This is a genomic window from Mucilaginibacter sp. P2_A5 (assembly GCF_056404995.1).
The window spans coordinates 81,997-104,595 of sequence record NZ_JBFUCY010000022.1 but is presented as its reverse complement, the minus strand read 5'-3'; the positions used below and the strand labels follow the sequence as shown (position 1 = coordinate 104,595).

Sequence of the window (22,599 nt, the reverse complement as noted above, 5' to 3'; positions counted from 1 at the left end):
TTTAACCTCTGTTGGCATCTCATCTTTTCCTTTCGTGGCTTTTGATACTTCTAACATAGCCCGTTTACCCATCTCTTTCCTTTCCGCTATAACCCATCTTGATATTGCCGCACGGCTATATCCACTTTTCCTTGCCAATTTACGCATTGTCGTCCCACCTGCCAAGTATTCTATTACTACTTGCTCTTTCTCCGGTAATTTGTCCATTTTTTTGTCTTGATTGTGTAAACCCAGATCAGGACAAGTCAGACTACTTGTGCTGTGCGCTATTTTTGCTATCCATACGGGTAGTTGCAAACTACAGGCATAGTCGTTCGAAGTCGGAGACATTCGAACAGCGGAAGACTACTGACAGCAAGGGTAGTTACGAACTACAGGATAGTCGTTTGAGTCAGAGACATTCGAACTGCGGAACACTTAGGAGAGCAGGGGGAACTAAAAAGTATTCCGAACACCTGTGGAGACAACTCCAATAAAGTGCAGGCAGAGCTTTCAGACTAAGACAGTCACAAGTTCGTCATCGCTCAATGTACAAACGCACAAGACTTGCGCCAAGCAGTGGGGTTACAATTGAGATACAAGCTGCAGTTTTATAAAATTTTTATTTCAAATGGGGTGTAACAAATCCATTGGGGTAGTCGTCATATGCTTATAGTACTATGTATTGCATGGTATTGTATGGATTGCCGCAATGGTTGAAGCAGCACAAAAAAATATTATCAAACATTTACCTATCATGAAACTAAAGTTTTTACTCATCATCCTGTGTTCCTTAGTTAGAATCGCGGTATTCGGGCAGGCAGGGCAGAAATTATTTGCAGTAAACGGCGTTACAACCGATTCGCTATCGAAACAACCGGTCGGCTATGTAACCGTAAACCTGCGCAACCAGGCAAAGCAATTGGTGCGAACCGCCGTGACCAAAACCGACGGGACATTCATCTTTGGAAAGCTGCCATCAGGAAAATACCTGCTCTCGCTGATAAGCGTTGGTTTTAACCCAAAAACACTCCCTGTCGACCTGACAGACAATACGAAACCTTCCGTTAGTCTGGGCAACATTGCTATCAGCGAACAAACCACACAGCTAAAAACGGTGGCTATTACAGCAGATCGGCCCATCATTAAACAGGAGGTTGATAAACTCACCTACGACTTGAAATCCGACCCAGACAGTAAAAGCAACAGCGTGCTGGAGATGATGCGGAAAGTGCCTTTGTTGAGCGTAGATGGCGACGATAATATCCTTTTGAAGGGAAATAGCAACTACCGGATATTTGTTAACGGCAAGCCATCGAGCATGATGGAGCGCGACCCAAAAAATATTCTTAAAAGTATGCCTGCGTCAACCATTCAAAGCATCGAAGTAATTACCAACCCTTCGTCCAGGTACGATGCCGAGGGAATGGCAGGTATCATCAATATTGTCACCAATAAAAAAGCGAATAACGGGTACAATGGTACGCTAAACTTTAGCCAGGTATTCCCGGTAGGCGGTCCAAGATTGGGCGGGTCGTTTTCGTCTAAACAAGGCAAACTGGAGCTATCGGGCTATTTTGGTGCAAATATTTCCAATTCGCCCCAAGTGCTCAGTTCCATTACAAGGCTTACCACCGGGAGCAACCCTACCAGCCTTGATCAGCATAATTCTGCAGAGTGGGATGGCAGGAATGGCTATGCAGAAGTCGGGATCAGTTACGAAATAGACAGCCTTGATCTTATCTCGGGTCAATTCAATATTAACGGAAATAACCAGGACGGCATCAATACGCAAAGTTCTGTGCTGGATGAAGCCGGCACTATGGTTCAGCAGTACGACCTGTACAATAACAATACGGCAGGCGGCAGGGGCCTGAATGTGGCTTTAAATTACCAGCTGGGTTTTAAAAGCAGTAAGCAAAGGCTGCTCACATTTTCGTACCAGTATTATACATTCAACAACAGGCAGCGTGCGGCGCTAACGGCGTCGAACCGCGTGAACTATACTACGCCCGATTACCTGCAAAACAACGAAGGCGAATCTTCGGAACAGACTTTTCAGGTAGATTACGTACACCCTGTAAAGAAATTGACTATTGAAATGGGGGTGAAAGCAATTATGCGCGATAACAACAGTGATTTTCAGTACCTCGGATACAATGCGGCAACAAGCAGTTTTGAGGCCGACCCGTCGCGAAGCAATAAGTTTGATAATAGCCAAAATGTATTGGGCGCATACAACAGTTATAGCTACACCCTTCAAAACTGGAGCTTTAAAGCAGGCGCGAGGATAGAGGAGACATTGATCGATGCCGACTTTATTTCTACCGCGTCGCAGCTGAACAAAAACTTCTTTAATGTAGTACCTTCGGTAAGTATCAATAAACGGTTTAAAAACTCCAGTACAGTAAACCTCGGGTTTTCGCAAAGGATACAGCGCCCGGGTATATACCAGTTAAACCCCTTTGTAGACCGCTCGAACCCAAACTTCGAATCGTCGGGGAACCCCAACCTCAGGCCCGCTGTATCCAATAATATCCAGTTAGGTTATAGCAGGACCCAAAAGGCTTCGTTGAACCTGATGCTTGGCTATAATTATTTTAATGACCTGATCATGCCTGTTGTGGTTTTTGATCCGGCCACGAATATTACCCGCAGCAGTTTTGATAATACAGGTAAGGCCCGCCTGTTTACCTTCAACGGCAGTATCAATTACCCCATTACAAAAAAATGGAGCTCATCGTTCAACGGAAGAATTGCTCATGGCCGTGTGCAGGGTATTGTGAATGGTCAGCTGGTGAAAAATCAGGGCTTTATGTACGGTGCATCGGTCAACAGCGGTTATAATTTTGAGAAGGGCTGGCGTGTTAGCACCAACGTGTTTCTGAATGGCCCTAACCTTTCCATCCAGGGTACTTCAAACCCTTATGCCAGTGTATCGTTCACGGTTAATAAAGATGTGGTGAAGGATAAACTTTCGTTCTCGGCCACTGTTAATAACCCTTTCAACAAGTACAGGAATAACATCAGGAATTCATTCGGGCCCGATTTTAACCAAACAAATATTAACCGCGCCTATTTCAGGGGTTTTACAGCCAGCCTGAATTATCGCTTCGGCAAGCTGAAAGAAGCCGTAAAGAAAAGCAAAAGGGGTATCAGTAATGACGATGTTCAGGGAGCGCCTTCCGGGAACTAAAAACATTTTCTAAATACGAAAACGGCAGTACGATATTAAGCCGGATACTCGAATTCTGCGATGCTTTTTTGCGGCCACGGTTCAGTGAAGTGCCGTCGATACAGCAAAGTAACGATCTGCTAAGCAATCTTTTAGTCCTGATATATTAAGTTCATTCGGTTTTTTTTTGCGTTGATAATTAATAGAGATGATTAATGTTAAGGGAATGATTGTAGCTTTATACAAAATACTATAACTGTGCCGGGCCTTTTTGCAAGCGATAATAATTGTGCTAAACAATTTGGACACACACGGCCCCGTGCGCCGGCTTCGGGGCTTCACCATATTCTACAGCATCTGATCAAAAAACCTTTAAACCCAAAGGGCAATGAAAGTTTTTATTTGTGTTTTTTCTTTATTACTAATTGGATGTCAACGCAACGCTGTTATGACAAATATGCTCAATGGAGATGAAATAAATGTCCAACCGTTAATTAATAAGGGTTACCGTCCTATATATTCAAACGGTGCTATTGTTAAGTTAATAACTCCTTCACCTCATATATTTAGCAACGGCGAAAAAGAGCTTTTAGACAAGTCATTTAAGGAATGGTGTAAATCAAAGAAGTTGGATTTGAATATTGATATTCTTAAAAATACAAAATACAAATATAGCTACATTATAATTGATGATCCAGTAGATGTATATGAGACCGATGTCATCATAAAAAAACAAATAAAAAAAATATTTATAAGGGTTTGTAAAGATTCTATAATAACCCCATACAGTAGTATAGATTGGATTCAGAATAGCTCTGATTAATGTTGTGTGGTGTATTAATTCTGCGGTTTTTCTTATAAAGTACTGTAAATCAGATATGTAAATATGTAAAAGATCATGAAATTACCGAAAGGGGTAGTTCCGTGGAATCGTCCTGCGCTGTCGCAAGTTGTGCCCTCCGCTGGTGCAAGCATGTCGCGTGTGCCCCCAGCTACCGCAAGCACTTTTCGCTGCCGCACGGCTCCAGCCTTGTGGCCCGCTGATAGGTAAACGCCATGATAAGTAATGAATATGCAACACCCAGCTGTTAATTTCATCCGGGTATTTTTGTATTCCCGCAGTTCGCGTAAAGGATAGAAACGGGTACCGGCCTGTGGCTAATGCCTCGTGCAGTATGAGTGGATAGCCTGGCGCCGCTTCTACCGGCGGCGTACGCCATGATCACACGTGCGCCGGCGGGGCGTATTGATAAGTGCAATTCCTGTAACTATATGCGTATGTATATGAAAGTATTAACTGTTAAAAAGTCGGATTTGTATAAGAAAAAGACTAATTTGTTTACGTTCTGATGTTTCTTTCAACCTAAATTTGATGATTCCGAAAAAGGCGTTTATATAGAATGCCCAACCAATTATAAGCACAGTCATTTAAAAAGTTATCCGGCATTTACTAAAGTCGAAATTTATGAAGAGAGCAGCACTCATAAAAGGCCGGTATAATACCTGTTACCAAATTTGCAATATGAAAAAAAAAACAATACTTAAAACTATCGTAATCGCCGGCCATTTTATTGCCGTTATGCTCATTTGCAAACCGGCTTTTTCACAATATATCGGTCAGTATCAAAAAGAACTGACCAACCGGCCCAAAGTCGCCGCAAAGGCGCAAAGCTTTAATTTGCAGGATGTAAGGTTGTTGGATAGTCGTTTCAAGCAAAACATGGAACGCGATGCCAGCTGGATGTTGAGCATTAGCAACGCAAGCTTGTTGCATACCTGGCGGTTAAATGCCGGTATTGCATCCAATGCCAAACCGCTGGGTGGATGGGAATCACCAAATTGTGAGTTACGCGGACATACTATGGGCCATATACTTTCGGGGCTTGCGTTGATGTATGCTTCAACAGGCGAGATAGTTTACAAACAAAAAGCCGATTCGTTGGTGACAGCACTTGCCGAGTGCCAGCAGGTTTTGGATGAAGGTGGTTATCTAAGTGCTTTCCCCAAGCAATTTATCAACCGGGCAATCAAGGGTGAGTGGGTGTGGGCACCCTGGTATACTATTCACAAAGTGATGGCAGGGCTAACCGATATGTATCTGTATACAGGCAACAAGCAGGCTTTGGATATTGCAGAAAAGATGAGCGGATGGGCTTTTCATAAACTTGAGCCTTTAACGCCTCAGCAATTGGCCACCATGGAAAAAACTGAGTTTGGCGGAATGAGTGAAGTTGCCTATAATTTGTATGCCATAACCGGAAACATGAACGACAAAAGATTAGCAGAGCTTTTTTATCATCACGCTATTATGGACCCTTTAGCAAATAAGGAAGATAAACTGGCGGGGGTTCATTCTAATACCCAAATCCCTAAAATAATAGGTGCAGCGCGCGGATATGAACTTACACATGATGACACGCTAAAAACGATTGCTGAATTTTTTTGGCAAACGGTCATCAATCACCATACCTTTGCAACCGGTGGTAACAGCGATCAGGAATTTTTCTTTACGCCCGATCAAATCTCGAAACATATTACAGCCACTACCACCGAAACCTGCAACACCTACAATATGCTAAAACTGACACGTCATCTGTTTACCTGGACAGCAGACGCAAAGTATGCAGATTATTACGAACGCGCTTTATATAACCATATATTGCCATCGCAGGAAGCGGGGACTGGTATGGTAACATATTTACAATCCGTAAAGCCCGGTTTGTTCAAGACCTATAGTTCACACGACGACTCCTTTTGGTGTTGCGTTGGCACCGGTTTTGAAAATCATGCTAAATATGCCGAAAGTATTTATTACCACACGGATAATGGCATTTATGTTAACCTGTTTATCCCATCGGAATTGAACTGGGGCGAGAAAGGCTTTAAAATAGTTCAACAAACCCATTATCCCGAAGAAAGTGTGACTAACCTTACGGTAAAGGAAGCGCCGTCGCGGATTCCGTTTTCGTTATATATCCGGTATCCGCATTGGGCAACGTCAGGTGCTATGGTTACAATAAATGGTAAAGCAGTTAAAATATCAGAAAAGCCCGGAAGCTATATTGAGTTAAAACGAGTATGGAAAACCGGCGATAAAGTGGTTGTTAATTTTCCCATGTCATTGCGATTGATCCCTGCAAACGATGATGCAAAGGTAGCCGCAATCGCTTACGGCCCATTGTTGCTGGCAGGGGATATGGGCACCAACGGAATAAACCCGCCTGCACCCTTTGCTAAGGATCAGCTGGATTTTGTAAATTATAATATCCCTGAGGATGTTATCAGTTCACTAAGCGTTAAAGACCGAAAATTGACCGACTGGCTAACACAATTGACGGGGAAGCAGCTTATCTTCAAAACCAAAGACGTGGCGGCCAGGCCCATTACACTGATTCCTTATTACGAGATTGATAAACAGCGTTACGTACTCTATTGGAACTTGAAATAACTCAACTACAATTTTGTGAAATGCCGGCATCTAAACCAAAAGCGTTGGGCAATTGCATCGGATGGCAGAAGTATTTGGAAAAGATAAAAGTATTAGAGACGTATTTGGTTATCCCTCTATATTTACCTATACTTTCTTTTATAATATGAAAAAACACATTTTCGTTTATTTGCTTCTTGCATGTTCTGTTGTATCCAAAGTAAATGCTCAGGATGCAGAGATTCGAATTAAGGAGCAGTTTAATGCTTATTCAAAGTTTGTTGCCGATAAGAACTTCGAAAAGGCAATTGAATATACAAATCCCGGCTTGTTCAAGATAATATCAAAAGAGCAATTGATCATGATATTAAAAAGAACATTCAATTCTGCTGATTTTGAATTTAAAATTAGCCTGCCAACCTTGACGGACTTTCATCCTGTCAAAACCATTCACGATAGCAGTTATGTGAAATTTGCAAGTGAATCCATACTTCAAATGAAATTTAAAGAGGATACTGGAAAAGTTGCTCCAAAACCTGAAGATCAGAAACAAAAAAATGCACTTCGAAAATCAGCTCTTGCCAATGGGTTTGGTGCTGGTAATGTTAATTTTGATGAAACCACGGGCTTTTTTGTTATCAATTCAAAGAAAGTTGTAATTGCAGCATCAAATAAGGCGCAGATGGATTGGAAGTTCGCAATTATTGATAATGAAAGGGTGAAGAAAGTCCTAAAAACTTTTATTCCTTCTGAAATTATAGAGGAATAGAACCAGGGCGTTCGTTTCAACCAATGTGATAAAAACTGCTTAAAAACAAAAAAACATTGTTGTAAACGTATAACAGGATTAATCAATTAACCAGTAAACCTTTTTTAGGCCGATACAGACTAAGAAAGTCACATGTCCGCCATCGCTCAATGTCCACAAAACTTTCGCTAAGGAGGGGGGGGAGAGAGGTAGGGAATGTGCAATTCCTTCCTTGTTGAGGTGTAATGTCATATAATAAGAGGCCGACAGACTGCTCCAGCTAACGCAAGGACTTGTCGCTGCCGCAAAGGCTCCAGCCTTGTGGCCCGCTGATAGGTAAACGCAATCTAAGTAATAAATATGCAACACCCGGATGTTTAATTTCATCCAGCTGTTTTTGTATACCCGCAGCTCGCGTAAAGGATAGAAACGGATACCGGCCTGTGGCTAAGGCCTCGTGTAGTATGAGTGGATAGCCTGGCGCCGCTTCTACCGGCGGCGTACGCCATGATTAGATTTGAGATGTGAGAGATCACCCGCTGGCGCGCACGCCAGTTTCGGTTTATACAATTAATGCTTGTGCGACAGTGGCAAGATCAATAAATAAACTACATTAACAACACTTTCCAGGCATCCATTACCCGGCCATCATCTAACAATTGCCTGGCTTTTAAATGCAGGTGTAGGGTGCGAGTGTCACTGATGGTAGCATCAGCAAGCTCTTTCATTTCGTCGGTTTCACTAAAAGCTATTACCTCCTCAGCGGATGGTAGCGTTTCAACAAGTCCCAATAATCCCAGGTTATTCCCGGTTAATACTTTGGAGTATTTAACCTCTTTTGGAAAAGCATCTACGCCGATACCCATTGCGGCACAGCCTGTTGGTTTAGCAATTTTAAATAAATTATCGCTGGTTACCCTGCAATACCAATCGCCGCCTAAACGAGCCACCAGGTCTATTTTATGCGGGTCTATTTTGCCATTGGCATCCAAAATAGCTTCATTGATATGCATCCGTTTCACCTCGGCAATAACCAAATTACCCGCGCCCCCGTTTTTTCCTAACGATATTACATCATTCACCACACATTCCAATTGAACGGTCGATTCCGCTACCCTCGGTGGCTTTACCTTCTCCGAAGCCAATTCAGTAAACCCCGCTTTCGAAAATTCATTTACTCCTTTTTTGTAATCCAGGCTGGTTAAATAGGTCTGTTGCACCATATCGTAGTTCACAATATTAATTACACATTCAGGTACTTCCAAAACGTTTTCAAGCGTGTGTTTAGTGGTATTATCCCGCGCCCTGCTTGTGGGTGAAAAAACACATATCGGTGGATTGATACTAAAAACATTAAAAAAACTAAACGGACTTAAATTAACCCGGCCGTTTTTGTCGATAGTGGATACAAAGCATATTGGCCGGGGAGCAATGGCATAGTGCAGATAAAGTTGCATTTCAGCCGGTGTCAACGATGATGCATCAATAGTTTTCAACTTCATTCAAATTTTTATTTAAAGCTTAATCAGCCTGACAGTTACGCTGTGATTAGATTTGAGATTTCGTTGCATTGAATTCCTCTGGATTTTTGTGTGTGTTTAGTGCCCATCCAGATACAGCCTCTTTTGTTTAAAGTTTTCTTAACGATACAAACAACTCTGCCTGTAATTTCCAGCTGCCATCAATTTTACGCCACATGGCCGAGTAATTGCCGCCTTTGCTGTAGGAGTTGGTGGCCGTCCAGGTGCCGGTTTCCCAGGCCATGATGCCGTTATCGCCTACGGTAATGGTTATTGGCGTACGCACATAAGCTACGGTTTTGTTGATTTTAAATAGCTGTTTCCAGCCTGCGGCTATGCTATCTTTCCCGGTAGTGGTAATTCCCCTGCCTATGGTTTGTACAAAATCGGGTAGCCAATATTTGGATATGCCGTCGACATCGTGTTTGGCAATGGCATTATTAGATGCTGCTCGTGATGCTTTAATAATTTCTATGTCCACTTTATAATCTGTTTGTTTGAAGGCAAACAGTGCGCTTAATAACAATAGAAACGGTAATTTAAAAAGGAACGACATAGTGGATATGGTTAATAGGTGTTTGGTACAAGTTAGTTATTATCCCCGGCATTTTAAAATATTGGCATATAAGTTCGGGGATGTAATTATGTAATTAAGAAAAAGCAGGAGGCACCTATGGAGCCCAAAAACGAAATTCTTTTTGCTATAAACACGTAACTCCGCTGGAGTTGGGCCTGTAAACTTTTTTAGGACGATACAATGCTGTATCATGGACTCCAGGGGAGTCACGTGTTTATAGTACAACGGGAACCGAAAAGCCAGGCTCCGTAGGTGCCTCCTCTTTAAAAGGGATTCCCCAGCATTCAGGTTTAATAAAAAACTTACGGAAACAAAAAAGGCCCCAATTTGGAGCCTCTTTTATATATAAAGTATAAATTTTATACAGAAAAACTTTCGCCGCAGCCGCAGGTACGGCTGGCGTTAGGGTTATGGAAATTGAAGCCCTTACCGTTAAGGCCGTCGCTAAAATCAAGCTCGGTACCGGCAAGGTACAGGAACGATTTCATATCCAAAGCCATACGTACCCCCTGGTCTTCAAAAAACTGGTCGCCTTTTTTTTCTTCGTTATCAAAATCCAAATTGTATGATAAACCCGAGCAACCGCCACCCTGTACAGACACACGCAGAAAATACGAGGCATCAAGCCCGCCATCCTGCATCAGGTGTTCTATTTTACTTTTTGCTTTATCAGTTACAGTTACCATTTTTTTAGTATCAAGTAGTAAGTATCAAGTAACAAGATTAGTATCAAGTAGTTAGTATCAAGTATCAAGACAGAACTTCTGAATCGACCTTTTATGCGACGGCATCTTGATACTATATACTTGCTACTTCTCAGTGGTGTACTTTTTCGCTTTCAATCGGCGCTAAGCCGTTTTTAACGCGGAAATCGTTGATTGCTGCTTTGATGGCATCCTCTGCCAGTACTGAGCAGTGAATTTTTACCGGTGGTAAAGCCAGTTCTTCAACAATATCCATGTTGTCTATCTTCATTGCATCATCAATGCTTTTGCCTTTTAACCACTCGGTGGCCAAAGATGAAGAAGCGATTGCCGAACCGCAACCGAAGGTTTTAAATTTTGCATCGGTGATAACATGGTTATCATCCACCTCAATTTGCAGGCGCATTACGTCGCCGCATTCAGGCGCACCAACTAAGCCGGTACCTACTTTGTGGCTGCTTTTATCCAAAGTGCCCACATTGCGGGGGTTAGTGTAGTGATCGATTACTTTATCTGAATATGCCATTTTTTTGTTTGTTATACGTAGTACGTTTTACGTATTACGTTGATTGTTATAATTTATCGAATTAAAAAACGTACCACGTAAAACGTACTACGTATAACGTATTTAGTGTTCTGCCCACTCAATGGAGTCAAGGTCGATGCCTTCTTTAAACATTTCCCAAAGTGGAGAAAGTTCGCGCAGGTGGGTAACCGAGTTTTTGGTTACTTCAACAGCGTAGTCAACTTCTTCTTCGGTAGTAAAGCGGCCCAGGCCAAAACGGATTGATGAGTGTGCTAGGTCGTCTGATAAGCCTAAGCTTTTCAGTACGTACGATGGCTCTAACGAAGCTGATGTACAAGCCGAGCCCGACGATACAGCTAAATCTTTCATCGCCATCATTAAGCCTTCGCCTTCCACATATTTGAAAGAGATATTGGCAACATGCGGCAAGCGGTGCTCAACGTTTCCGTTTACATAGCTTTCTTCCAGCACAGTTAAAGCCGACTGCAATTTATCGCGTAAGGCCGATAAACGTTTGGCTTCGCTTTCCATTTCAAGGCCGCAAAGTTCACAGGCTTTACCAAGGCCAACAATGCCCGGTACGTTTAAAGTGCCTGAACGCATGCCGCGCTCGTGGCCACCGCCGTCCATTTGGGCTGTTACTTTAACACGCGGTCCTTTACGGCGAACGTATAATGCGCCAACACCTTTAGGTCCGTATATTTTGTGTGCCGATAGTGCCAAAAGGTCGATACCATCAGCATTAACATCAACGGGTATTTTACCAACTGCCTGTACAGCATCTGTCATAAACAGGGCGCCGTATTTGTGGGCAATTGCAGATATTTCTTTTATAGGTTGGATAACGCCAATCTCGTTGTTGCCATACATTACCGATACCAGGATAGTTTCGCTGGTCATGGCGGCTTCTAATACGGCAAGATCAAGTAAACCATCTTCTTTAACCGGCAGGTAAGTAACCTTACCACCCAATTTTTCAACGTGTTTACAAGCGTCAAGTACGGCTTTATGTTCGGTAACGGTAGTTATAATGTGGTTACCTTTGTCTTTATACATTTCAAACACACCCTTAATGGCAAGGTTATCTGATTCGGTTGCGCCCGAAGTGAAGATGATTTCTTTTTCGTTTGCGCCTATCAGTTTGGCCACTTGCTCGCGTGCATAATCAACACCTTCTTCGGCCACCCAGCCAAACGGATGGTTACGGCTGGCTGCGTTACCAAATTTTGTGGTAAAATAAGGTAACATTGCCTCTAAAACCCGTGGGTCCATCGGTGTTGTTGCGTTATTATCTAAATAAATGGGGATATTCATGTGCTATGTAATATTAACAGTACAAAGATAAGTAAGTTTTTATTTAAAATCATTCAAAATAAAGTGTATTTTATCAAAGCTGACCATTAATTTACAATATTTGGACATGAACAAAGTTGAACATATTGGCATTGCCGTAACCGATATTAATGTTGCAGGCAACATATATGAAAAGCTTTTAAATACTTCAGTTTATAAAACCGAGACCGTAAAAAGCGAAGGAGTACTAACCGCTTTTTTACAAACAGGCCCCAATAAAATAGAACTGCTACAGGCCCTGAATGACGATAGCCCGATAGCGAGGTTCATAGCCAAAAAGGGGGAGGGGATACACCATATTGCATTTGAGGTAGATGATATTATCGCCGAAATGCACCGCTTAAAAAGTGAAGGGTTTGTGCTGTTAAATGATGAGCCTAAGCAGGGGGCGGATAATAAGTTGGTATGTTTTGTGCATCCTAAAAGTACTAATGGCGTGTTGATCGAGCTGTGCCAGTCGATCAGTTAGCAGTTTAAAGTGGGCAGTTGGCAGTTGTTTTTCGTTTGTAGATCAATAGATTGCAATGCGTTTTTAATTGCTAAATGAATAACTCATTAATGTTGTTTTTTTAACCTGCAAACTGCCAACCGGGTACTGCAAACTAATTTCAATCATTGTTTTGCTAATTCTAAAATAAATATTACATTTGCGCCTCTTTTAAAGACTACAGAAGATAAGTTTATATATAATGAAAAAAGATCTGCATCCAAAAAACTATAGATTAGTTGTGTTTAAAGACATGTCGAACGAATATGCCTTTATGACTAAATCTTGCATCGATACGCGTGAATCCATTAAATGGGAAGACGGCAACGAGTATCCATTGATCAAATTAGAAATTTCGCACACATCGCATCCTTTCTATACCGGTAAAATGAAACTGGTTGATACTGCTGGTCGTATCGATAAATTCCGTACACGTTACAACAAGAAATAATTGCTTGTTTAATTAAATATTTACAAGTCTCCCGACGTATCGGGGGACTTTTTTTATTTTTGCGCCATGGCTCTTATTCTTTTCGACGATAACGCACACCAAACTTTACTGCCGCTCACCTATACCCGGCCCGTTGCCGATTTGCGCATTGGTATTATGACCATTGCCGAAAAATGGGCTAAACATTTAAACGCAACCACTTCATTCCATACGCTTGATTATTTGCAGGCTAAGTTCCCTGCAAAAATTGAGGCCGACAACCTGTTTATCAATGGCGCTGTTTGCCCTGATGAAGGTTTACTGGAGGCTATAGGCAATTTGCAAACGGGCGAGGCCTTGAAATATAACGACCAGTTACTGGCCGTACGTTTAAATCAGTCGGAGGCACAAAGTTTTAACCCCGAAGCTGTTTTCGACAAAATTATAGCTTACACTACTCTTTTTGTATCGATAAAATATCCCGAAGATATTTTCAGGAAGAATGATATCGAACTGCGGAAAGATTATCAATTGCTCACCAAAGGCCGTACCAGCGCCACTATAAGCGCTACCAATGTTATTATTGGCAACGATTTTTTTGCCGAAGAAGGTGCTGTTGCCGAATGCTCTACATTTAACACTACCAACGGCCCCATTTATCTATCGGCTAATACCGAAATTTGGGAAGGCACGCACATTAGGGGGGCTTTTGCCATTTGCGAGCATTCGCAGGTTAAAATGGGCGCCAAAATTTATGGTGCAACCACGGTTGGCCCTTACTCAAGGGTTGGCGGCGAATTAAACAATGCCGTAATCTGGGGCTATTCATCTAAAGGGCACGAGGGTTATTTAGGTAACTCGGTACTGGGCGAATGGTGCAACATCGGCGCCGACAGCAACAACTCGAACCTGAAAAATAATTACGACGAGGTAAAGCTTTGGGATTATAATACCATGCGCTTTCGTAAAACAGGCCTGCAGTTTTGCGGATTGATCATGGCCGATCATTCAAAATGCGCCATCAATACCATGTTTAATACGGGTACTGTGGTAGGCGTTAGTGCAAACGTGTTTGGCGCAGGTTTCCCGCGTAATTTTGTGGCCGATTTTTCATGGGGTGGCGCGCAGGGTTTTGAGGTTTATTCCCTCAAAAAAATGTTTATCACAGCCCAAAAAGTATTCGATCGCCGCGATCATCGCAATTTTGACGAAGTAGAACAAGATATATTGGCCAAAGTATTTGAATTAACAGAGGAGTATCGGAGGTTTTAGTGAGTAGTTATTGGTTGATTAGGTGAGTGGTTAAGCTCACCTGTCAGCCTACAAACACTTGCTATAAATTGTGAGTAGTTAAATTGGTGATTAAGTGAATGGTTAATGTCACTTGCCAACATACAACCACTCACCTAATCAACTTAATCAACCACTCACCCTAAAATAACACAATCAACTAACAATAAACACAATGAGAAAAAAAATTGTTGCCGGAAACTGGAAAATGAACCTTGACTATAACGAAGGTTTAAGTGTATTTACCGAAATCATTAACATGGTTAAAGACGAGGTTACCGGTGCCCAGGAAGCGGTTATTTGCAGCCCTTTTATCCATATCAATAGCCTGGTACAATTAGCAAAAGGCTACAATAAAGTTTCTGTTGGCGCCCAAAACGCCCACCAGGCCGAAAGCGGCGCTTATACCGGCGAAATTTCTGCCCGGATGATTAAATCTATCGGCGCGGCTTACGTTATTCTTGGTCACTCAGAGCGCCGCCAGTATTTTGGCGAAACCAACGAGCTTTTGGCTAAAAAAACTGATACCGTTTTAAAACACGATTTGCGCCCTATTTTCTGCATCGGCGAAACTTTGCAGGAGCGCGAAGCTAATGAGCATTTTGATGTGATCAAATCGCAGCTGGTTGAAGGTGTTTTTCATTTAGATGCCGCTGAGTTTTCGAAACTGGTTTTAGCTTATGAGCCGGTTTGGGCTATTGGCACAGGTGTAACCGCATCATCGGCACAGGCGCAGGAAATCCATGAGTTTATCCGTAAAGAAATTGCCGCCAAATACAGCCAGGAAGTTGCCGATAACACTACCATTTTATACGGCGGTAGCTGCAACCCTAAAAACGCTGCCGAACTGTTTGCCTGCCCGGATATTGATGGCGGCCTGATAGGTGGCGCATCCCTGAAATCGCGCGATTTTGTGGATATCATTAAAGCCTTTAATTAAGATATGAGGTATTAGATTTGAGATATGAGACCAGCTTCGCTTGCACGCTATCTCAAATCTAATATCAAACAGAAGTATAAGAAATGTGTTAGATAGGCAGGTGCGGGATATGCGTCTCAAATCTCATATCTCACATCTCAAATCTATTTCATGAGAACTTTCCTTCCACCGTTAATAGCATTTATGGTATTCGCTGTCTTTGTGATAGCGAGTGCATACGCCCGTACTATGCAAATAGGGGATATGGGTGAGGGGAATGTTCATGCTTTTATAGCCTGCTTTTATTACTGTTGGCCTTTATACTTCATTTGCGCCATACTTACACAATGGATTATTATTGTGCCAGTTTGGGAGGCCTTTGTGTTGCGGTCGGCTGTCGGCGCGTTATTTACATTTGTTATTGTCGCCGTTGTTTGCGCCCTTGCCGCTGGGGGTGTGGCTTATTTTATCTGGGATGAACAATCTGGCTACGATAACCTGATTGGGCTAACAACTATCATGTTAATGATACAGCTGGCTTACTGGGCTATTAACTTTTTTATTTTGTTTTTGGTGACAGGGAAGGTGGTTAATCTGAAGCGGGAGACGGTTGCAGCCGAAGAGTAGAAACTCCAAATAAAATTATGTCATTGCGAGCGTAGCGTGGCAATCGCGAACTATGCATATTGGGCTTGCAAAGTTTGCGATTGCTTCGTACCTCGCAATGACATGTAATGAAAATATTGTCTTATGAACTACTACGAATTACTTTTTACCACCATAACTACCGAAGATTACCAGCAGGATTTGCTGATTAACGCTTTGGGCGAGATTGGTTTTGATACTTTTGAAGAACTGGACCTTGGCTTTAAAGCCTATATCCCGGTAGATGCTTTTGATGAAGCAGTGCTGATTGAGCAATTAGCGCCCTATCGCGAGCTGTTTACTTTTAGTTATGAAGTAACACTTATCCCGCAACAAAACTGGAATGAGGTATGGGAAAGTAATTTTGAGCCGATTGAGATTGGCGACAAAATTTATGTGAGGGCGACCTTTCACCCAGCCAAACCGGAGTTTCCGTATGAGATAGTGATAGATCCCAAAATGGCTTTTGGTACGGGCCACCATCAAACCACATCGATGATGCTGGCACTAATGCTGGAAAACGAATACGAAGGCAAAAACGTGCTCGATATGGGCTGCGGCACAGGTATCCTGGCTATTATGGCGTCTAAATTAGGCGCCGCGCAAGTTACCGCTATTGATTATGATCCGGTTTGTTATGATAGCACTATCGAAAACGCTGCGTTAAACAATATTGAGAATATTGTCCCGCTATGCGGCTCTAAGGAAGTTGTACCCAATGAACAATATGATATCATATTGGCCAATATCAACCGCAATATCCTGCTCGACCAGATGGAGCGCTACGCCGAAGTGTTAAAACCCGACGGAGAGATTTATTTCAGCGGTTTTTATGAATCGCCCGACCTGGATATTATTATCGATGAAGCGGCTAAATACGGCCTTAAATATATCATTCACAAAAAAGACAAGGAATGGGTGGCGGCTAAGTTTGTAAAGTAAGGTCCGGCCAAATCCTCCCCAATGCTATTAAGGTAGGCAAAAACATAGGTATAATAATATCGAATAATGAATTTTGAATGTCCAATATCGAAATTTTCCCTTCATTATTCGATATTGGGCGTTCAGTGTTCGATATTTAAAATCAAAGTCTTCCCCTTCCGGGGAGATTATTAGCATTTAATTTGATTTTTAAAGGAGCTAATGAAGGCTTCGCCGTTTAGAGAGGGGACTTACAACGAGCTCCGTAGCGTTACATTAAACGGTACCGCGAAATGTTCATGGCAATTGCTCAACGCAAACTCGGCGGTTTTACTGCCCATGAGTTTAAAATCGGTTGATATGGTGGTGATGCCATCCAAAATAATCTCCTTAAGGGCTGTCTCATTATAAGATATAACGCCCACGTCCTTAGCTATTTCTAGGTCGGATGCGATGATCTTTTTGATCAGTTCTACCAGGTCATCTTCGGTGAGACTGATGTATACCGTGTCTTTCTGTATGGTTTCTATTGCCGACGATTCAACTACTTCGTAATCGAACGCGTATTGCCTGCAAAAATTAAGGAAACCTTTTAATATTTCTTTAGAATGGTATGTTTTACCGGGAAAGATCAGTTTAATGTTATGATACTTAGTTAGTTTGTGTGTAAGGCTTTTGAGTGCTTCATATACATCCGACGCAAAATTTTCATAAATGGCCGCAAACCTGCCGTTTATGGCCGGCACCAGGTTATCTAACAAGATCAGTTTATCCTTGGGGATAGTGTTAATGATCTCATGTGCCTTGGTTTCGTTATCCAAAAAATGGGGGATAATAATGTACTTGGCATAGTCGCTGTTAAAGCTTTCGGCCATGATCTTTTTAAAAAAGTAAAAGTCGTTATTGTAAATGTAAAAATCGATGGTCGCCAGTTCACCGATAGTGTCTACAAAGGCATCGTAAATCAATTTTTTATGGGCGCTTAACTTGTTGAACAGCAGGAAGATCTTCAGCGGTTTTTGAAAATCGGTGTTCGATATAAAAAAACCTTTACCCGGAACCGAACTTACTATTCCTTTGTCTTTCAGTTCTTTATAAACACGTTCTATCGTATTGCGCGAGGTATCTAAAGCAAAACTTAAATCATTGATAGATGGCAGCATATCATCTTTAACGATATCGCCACTTTCGATCGCCCTGATAATGGCGTTTGAAAGCTGCAGGTATTTGGGAGTGATGGAATACTCGTCGATAGATAATATTTTAAGATAATTCTTCACGCGTTACAATTGGGTTTCACAAATGTAATATTACAGAAGTGTTTTTTATCCAGAAAAAGATAGTAGGGGATGGTGGGATGTTTCTGAACTCGGATTAAGCGGATTTAGCAGATTTTTTTGATTTGATTTGCAGGCGGATGGATGGCCAATTTGTCAAAATCTGCTTAATCCCAAAATCCGCTTAATCCGAGTTCAGACAGAATTTACCGTTCCTTTTTCTGAAAACTATAATACAAATACCCCAGCGCCGGCAGTATAAACAAACTCCCTACCAATAAACCAATCCCCAAATCATCTATAGTATTTACGGTCGCGTGGTCTGTCAGTAGTGACATTGAGCTACCGCCCTTGAATATCACAAACCTTGGGAAACGGGTTGACCCTACCGATATCAGGATCATACTTACCTGGAAAGCGGCTAATAACCTTATCCATTGCCTGTTTTTCTTTTCGGAGATAATAAACCAAAGCAGCACGAGTGATAAAGTGGCAGCTATTACGGCTACCAAACTAATAACATTGCCGAAGATCCATTTGGATAAGCCAACGTGCTCGATTTCTGAGGCTATAAAAACCAGTCCCCCACAAATAACGGCTACTACGTTAAATATCTTTGCTTTTTTGATGTAGCGCTTAATATCGTCAATGCTGTCTGTCTCTCCCACAATGTAAATCGCAGCAAGGAAACCGCAAAGCGCTACGGTAAAGAGGCCTACAGTCACCGAAAACCAGTTAAACCAGCTGAAAATATAGGCATGAACAAAATCTTTGGCTGTTGGATCAATCTGACCGGATAATGCGCTGCCGGCTATAATACCCAGGAACATTGGTGTTATAAAACTTGAGTATATAAACAGGTGGTTATAAAGGTTTTGTGTTCTTTCGCCTTTAATGGCATCGTAGTTTCTGAATGTGAAGGCGGTACCTCGCGCAATGATGCCTAATAACAGGATAAGCAGCGGGATATGCAGGTAGGTACACATCTCGCTGTAAATATCCGGGAAACCCACAAAAAGTATCACCACCGTAATGATCAGCCACATATGATTGGCTTCCCAAATGGGGCCAATGGCCTGGTACATGGTTTTGCGGGTACGGTGCTTGTTGTCGTCGGATGTAAACAGCTCGATAATGCCAGCGCCAAAATCTGCCCCGCCCAATAAAAAGTATAGGGTGATAGATGCAAATAAAAATAATATAACGATGTATAACATAGTATCAGCAGGTTATTTGTCGTACAATTTAGGCACCATTTGGATCTGTCTTTTCAGCAGGAAAATAACAAATACGCTTAGGGTGAAGTAAATAAATGTAAACAGGTAAAAAGTATACTGGATGCCCGGCATTTTGGTAACCGCCTCGCTGGTACGCATCACACCCTGGATGATCCAGGGTTGGCGGCCAACTTCGGTCACCGTCCAGCCGGCCTCTAAAGCTATAAAACCCGTTGGCGTGGCAATAATAAACAGCTTTAAAAACCATGGTTTATTTAACCATTCTTTCTTTTTCCACAGGGCTATAAAATACAGGATGCCAATAAACATCATCAAAGTACCAATACCCACCATCACCTGGAAGGCGTAGTGCGTAATAGCAACAGGCGGCTGATCTTTAACCGGGATTTTATCCAGGCCATTTACCACCGTTTTAAAATCATCGTGAACCAAAAAACTCAGCAGGCCGGGGATCTCCAGTCCGTAATTAACTTTTTTAGCAGCCGTATCCGGGATACCGCCAATAACCAGGGGCGCATATTCCTGTGTATGGAAATAAGCTTCCATAGCGGCCAGTTTAGCGGGTTGCCGTTTAGCTGCCCCTTTGGCAGATATATCGCCGCTTAAGGGCTGTAAAATGGCCGCAGCCGCACCAAATACGATGGCTATTTTAAATGATTTGGTGTGGAAGGCCACGTTCTGTTTCCGGTAGATCATCAGCGCATGGATGCCAGCTACCGCGAAACCCGTTGCCGAAAATGCCGCTATCGTCATGTGTAAAGCTTCAGAAAACCAGGCTTCGTTAAACATGGCCTTTAACGGATCTATATTGAGGTATTTCCCGTTTACATAATCAAACCCCGATGGGCTGTTCATCCAGGAGTTGGCCGCCACTACCAATATGCCCGATGCAATCCCGCTTACACCCACCACAATACCCGTAACCCAATGAAACCAGGTGTTCAGTTTGTTCCACCCGTAAAGGAAAAAGCCGAGGGCAATCGCTTCAATAAAAAAGGCGGTACCTTCTAAAGAAAATGGCATCCCGAAAATAGGCCCGGCATGCTTCATAAAACCCGGCCAAAGCAGCCCCAACTCAAACGACAACATGGTGCCCGATACTGCGCCGGTAGCAAAAAATATAGCAACGCCTTTACTCCAGGCGATGGTAACGTTTTTGTAAACGGGGTCTTTGGTTTTTATCCATTTATAATGCGATATGGCCATAAAAACAGGCATAACCATACCGATACAGGAGTAGATGATGTGAAACCCTAAGGATAAGGCCATTTGCGACCTTGCTGCTATAAAGTCATCCATAGTTGTGATATAAATTATGGTTGAAAGTTAAAAGCTATATCGCACAAATGTAACAGAAATGTTAATTGATATCGATTATGAATTATAGCGATTTTAGGGTAAAGTGTTGTATTAGTGGGAAGAATTTTGTAAAAAAGGGTTGGCTTATCGTATTTTAATGGCACACATTAATGTCCCGATAGTTACGTTTGTATAAACGTATAAGCAATGCCCGAGGTAATTATAAAATATAAAACTGAAAAAGCTTTAAAGGCTTTGCCTGATTTGGCAAAGTTATTTGACATGAGTATTAAAACACCGTCGAATAATACTACTATCAAAGGAGTTCGGGAATACAAAAACCTACCGATAACTTTTGCGGAAAATCCTGATGTTACCGCTTTGGCTGGTATTTGGGAGGGCAAGGACATCATTTTAGTGCAGTTACGTAAAGACGCTTTGGGGGGGAACCATCGACCACAAGCTAAATGAAAATTTCTATCTTGTATGCACATCAACTCCGCAACAATAGCAACAATAATTGTGGAACGCCGAACATTGATATAAAAAAAATCACAATAGCAAAAACTGACGAGAGAGCAATCTTATAAAACAATTGCGAATTTTTATTTAAATAAAAAGTTAAACAGAAAGCTATCAGCGCGATCACACCACTTATTATCATCGTATAAGTTACCAATAGGCCAATCGCATCCATCAATATATTTATTTAATTATAGACTCAGTTTCTTGTTATATTTTGACAGGTCCGGGACGAATCCAGCTTCTGGTCGGTGTTTTCATCGCACCAGGGTTGTTTTCGTTGTAATTGCAAAGCTTAAAAATAACGGAATAATAAGCTTGAAGTGGCGGTGATAGCTCTTCGAAAGGCAAGACCGTCAACAAATGGCGCAGTGAAAACACCGACCACGAGCTAAAAATCAACTTTTACCCTTTCCCATTCCTCGACGTCGATCCCCTGATAATCAATTCGGGTTTTATGCTGATGGTTTTTGGTTTAGATATGGTATCCGTATTTCCCTTTTCCTGGAAGTATAAGTTGGCAACTGTGTTGCCCATGTAAATACTAAACTGATCGATAGTGGTGATAGATGGGCTGGTAATTTCCGAGAATCCTTCGTTGGCGTAGCCGCAAACGCCTAACTCTGATGGTACCTTTATTTTCATCGCGTTAGCAACCTCTAAAACACCCAGAGCCGAGAAATCAGATGTTGACGCAAATATGGCATCGGGAGGCTGGGGGAGGCTCAGTAGTTTGCGGGTACCTTCGGCACCTAACTCTTTTGTCCAGGCGTTTTCAACTATCAGTTCGTCAATTACTTCGACGTTATAAGCATTTAATGCCCGCAGGTAGCCGGTTTTACGCTGTTTAAAAATGCTGAGGTTTTGGGGCCCTTCCAGTAGGGCTATGCGTTTATAGCCGCTTTCTATCAGGTGCGATACAGCCTCATACGATGCCTGCTCGTTATCGTTTATTACTTTCAGGGTTTCCAGTTCTTCGGCTACACGGTCGAATTGAATGAGTTGGATGCCGTGGTCAATCACGTTTTGCAGGTGCTGGTAGTCGCTGCCATCGGCCGATACCGATATTACAATGCAATCCACGTCCTGGTTTATCAGGGTATTTACACACTGTATCTCTTTATCATGCGATTCGCCCGATTGGCAGATGATCAGGTTGTAGCCTTTTTGATAGGTAGCTTCCTCGATACCCGCAATAACGTTGGCAAAAAAGTTTTGGTTAATGCGCGGCACCACAATACCAATAGTTTTGGAGTGTCCCTTGCGCAGGTTTGACGCCAGGATGTTACGCTTGTAGTTAAGCTCATCGGCGGTTTTCATGATCAGCTCCTTGGTTTTTTCGTTTACCTGGTTGCTGTTGTTCAGCGCCCTTGATACCGAAGAAGCGGTTATGCCCAGCTTGGCGGCAATGTCATAAATGGTGGTACGTTTTCCCTTTTTCATTATAAAGTGCAAGTTGGAAAAAATATTTTACGCAATCGATTGTAATTTTAAATATTTATTTAATTTCGTGGAGTTAAATGCCCAAAAATAAACCCGTTTTTACTATTCATGCTAAAACC

At 42.2% G+C, this 22,599-nt stretch carries 21 protein-coding genes; 11 read left to right on the top strand and 10 right to left on the bottom strand.

Annotation, left to right across the window (positions count from 1 at the left end; all coding sequences use genetic code 11):
• On the bottom strand, positions 1–207 hold a 207-nt coding region (locus AC1DXF_RS19760), incomplete at its 3' end, for a helix-turn-helix domain-containing protein (RefSeq protein WP_477449880.1).
• Between the two features lie 529 nt (positions 208–736).
• On the opposite strand from AC1DXF_RS19760, the gene AC1DXF_RS19755 reads away from it, so the two are divergent.
• From AC1DXF_RS19755 to AC1DXF_RS19740, 4 genes are all read left to right on the top strand, one after another.
• Positions 737–3,175, top strand: coding sequence for a beta-sandwich domain-containing protein (locus AC1DXF_RS19755; RefSeq protein WP_477450420.1), 2,439 nt, complete (start codon positions 737–739; stop codon positions 3,173–3,175).
• A gap of 367 nt (positions 3,176–3,542) precedes the next feature.
• Positions 3,543–3,977 carry a hypothetical protein gene (locus tag AC1DXF_RS19750; protein ID WP_477450419.1) on the top strand — a complete coding sequence of 145 codons (435 nt, stop codon included), beginning with the start codon at positions 3,543–3,545 and terminating at the stop codon, positions 3,975–3,977.
• Positions 3,978–4,676: 699 nt separating this feature from the next.
• The gene (locus AC1DXF_RS19745) at positions 4,677–6,602 is read left to right on the top strand and encodes a glycoside hydrolase family 127 protein (protein ID WP_477450418.1); all 1,926 of its coding nucleotides are present in this window, start codon (positions 4,677–4,679) and stop codon (positions 6,600–6,602) included.
• Positions 6,603–6,747: 145 nt separating this feature from the next.
• Positions 6,748–7,350 (top strand): hypothetical protein, encoded by a 603-nt coding sequence (locus AC1DXF_RS19740; RefSeq protein ID WP_477450417.1) that lies wholly within the window; start codon positions 6,748–6,750, stop codon positions 7,348–7,350.
• 587 nt (positions 7,351–7,937) lie between these two features.
• Here AC1DXF_RS19740 and AC1DXF_RS19735 read toward each other — a convergent pair.
• The 5 genes from AC1DXF_RS19735 to AC1DXF_RS19715 all read right to left on the bottom strand — a co-directional run bounded on the left by AC1DXF_RS19735 (position 7,938) and on the right by AC1DXF_RS19715 (position 11,970).
• Complete coding sequence (locus AC1DXF_RS19735) at positions 7,938–8,831, bottom strand: flavin reductase family protein (protein WP_477450416.1); 894 nt, start codon at positions 8,829–8,831, stop codon at positions 7,938–7,940.
• 127 nt (positions 8,832–8,958) lie between these two features.
• Positions 8,959–9,405: a YybH family protein gene (locus AC1DXF_RS19730; RefSeq protein ID WP_477450415.1), complete on the bottom strand. Its 447-nt coding sequence runs from the start codon at positions 9,403–9,405 to the stop codon at positions 8,959–8,961.
• Positions 9,406–9,785: 380 nt separating this feature from the next.
• A complete protein-coding gene (locus AC1DXF_RS19725; protein WP_091144685.1) occupies positions 9,786–10,112 on the bottom strand; it encodes a HesB/IscA family protein in 327 nt (108 codons plus the stop codon).
• Positions 10,113–10,242: 130 nt separating this feature from the next.
• Entirely contained in the window at positions 10,243–10,656 is a 414-nt protein-coding gene (gene iscU / locus AC1DXF_RS19720) for a Fe-S cluster assembly scaffold IscU (protein ID WP_477450414.1), read from the bottom strand.
• Positions 10,657–10,758: 102 nt separating this feature from the next.
• The gene (locus AC1DXF_RS19715) at positions 10,759–11,970 is read right to left on the bottom strand and encodes an IscS subfamily cysteine desulfurase (protein ID WP_477450413.1); all 1,212 of its coding nucleotides are present in this window, start codon (positions 11,968–11,970) and stop codon (positions 10,759–10,761) included.
• Between the two features lie 106 nt (positions 11,971–12,076).
• Here AC1DXF_RS19715 and mce point away from each other — a divergent pair, with 106 nt between their 5' ends.
• From mce to prmA, 6 genes are all read left to right on the top strand, one after another.
• The gene (gene mce / locus AC1DXF_RS19710; RefSeq protein ID WP_477450412.1) at positions 12,077–12,478 is read left to right on the top strand and encodes a methylmalonyl-CoA epimerase; all 402 of its coding nucleotides are present in this window, start codon (positions 12,077–12,079) and stop codon (positions 12,476–12,478) included.
• Between the two features lie 220 nt (positions 12,479–12,698).
• Positions 12,699–12,947, top strand: a complete 249-nt coding sequence (locus tag AC1DXF_RS19705; RefSeq protein ID WP_090646940.1) for a type B 50S ribosomal protein L31 — start codon at positions 12,699–12,701, stop codon at positions 12,945–12,947.
• Between the two features lie 66 nt (positions 12,948–13,013).
• Positions 13,014–14,198: a GlmU family protein gene (locus tag AC1DXF_RS19700; RefSeq protein WP_477450411.1), complete on the top strand. Its 1,185-nt coding sequence runs from the start codon at positions 13,014–13,016 to the stop codon at positions 14,196–14,198.
• A 193-nt stretch (positions 14,199–14,391) separates the two neighbouring features.
• Positions 14,392–15,156 (top strand): triose-phosphate isomerase, encoded by a 765-nt coding sequence (gene tpiA, locus AC1DXF_RS19695; protein ID WP_477450410.1) that lies wholly within the window; start codon positions 14,392–14,394, stop codon positions 15,154–15,156.
• Positions 15,157–15,306: 150 nt separating this feature from the next.
• Positions 15,307–15,762: a hypothetical protein gene (locus AC1DXF_RS19690; protein WP_477450409.1), complete on the top strand. Its 456-nt coding sequence runs from the start codon at positions 15,307–15,309 to the stop codon at positions 15,760–15,762.
• A gap of 123 nt (positions 15,763–15,885) precedes the next feature.
• The gene (gene prmA, locus AC1DXF_RS19685; protein WP_477450408.1) at positions 15,886–16,722 is read left to right on the top strand and encodes a 50S ribosomal protein L11 methyltransferase; all 837 of its coding nucleotides are present in this window, start codon (positions 15,886–15,888) and stop codon (positions 16,720–16,722) included.
• 230 nt (positions 16,723–16,952) lie between these two features.
• On the opposite strand, the gene AC1DXF_RS19680 is transcribed toward prmA, so the two are convergent.
• From AC1DXF_RS19680 to AC1DXF_RS19670, 3 genes are all read right to left on the bottom strand, one after another.
• Complete coding sequence (locus AC1DXF_RS19680) at positions 16,953–17,981, bottom strand: GntR family transcriptional regulator (protein ID WP_477450407.1); 1,029 nt, start codon at positions 17,979–17,981, stop codon at positions 16,953–16,955.
• Positions 17,982–18,184: 203 nt separating this feature from the next.
• Positions 18,185–19,195 carry a cytochrome d ubiquinol oxidase subunit II gene (locus AC1DXF_RS19675; protein ID WP_477450406.1) on the bottom strand — a complete coding sequence of 337 codons (1,011 nt, stop codon included), beginning with the start codon at positions 19,193–19,195 and terminating at the stop codon, positions 18,185–18,187.
• Between the two features lie 12 nt (positions 19,196–19,207).
• Positions 19,208–20,515, bottom strand: coding sequence for a cytochrome ubiquinol oxidase subunit I (locus AC1DXF_RS19670; RefSeq protein WP_274212865.1), 1,308 nt, complete (start codon positions 20,513–20,515; stop codon positions 19,208–19,210).
• Positions 20,516–20,722: 207 nt separating this feature from the next.
• On the opposite strand from AC1DXF_RS19670, the gene AC1DXF_RS19665 reads away from it, so the two are divergent.
• Positions 20,723–20,986 carry a hypothetical protein gene (locus tag AC1DXF_RS19665; protein ID WP_477450405.1) on the top strand — a complete coding sequence of 88 codons (264 nt, stop codon included), beginning with the start codon at positions 20,723–20,725 and terminating at the stop codon, positions 20,984–20,986.
• Between the two features lie 456 nt (positions 20,987–21,442).
• Here the strand turns inward: AC1DXF_RS19665 and AC1DXF_RS19660 are convergent, their stop codons facing one another.
• Complete coding sequence (locus AC1DXF_RS19660; RefSeq protein WP_477450404.1) at positions 21,443–22,480, bottom strand: LacI family DNA-binding transcriptional regulator; 1,038 nt, start codon at positions 22,478–22,480, stop codon at positions 21,443–21,445.
• Positions 22,481–22,599: the final 119 nt, after the last annotated feature.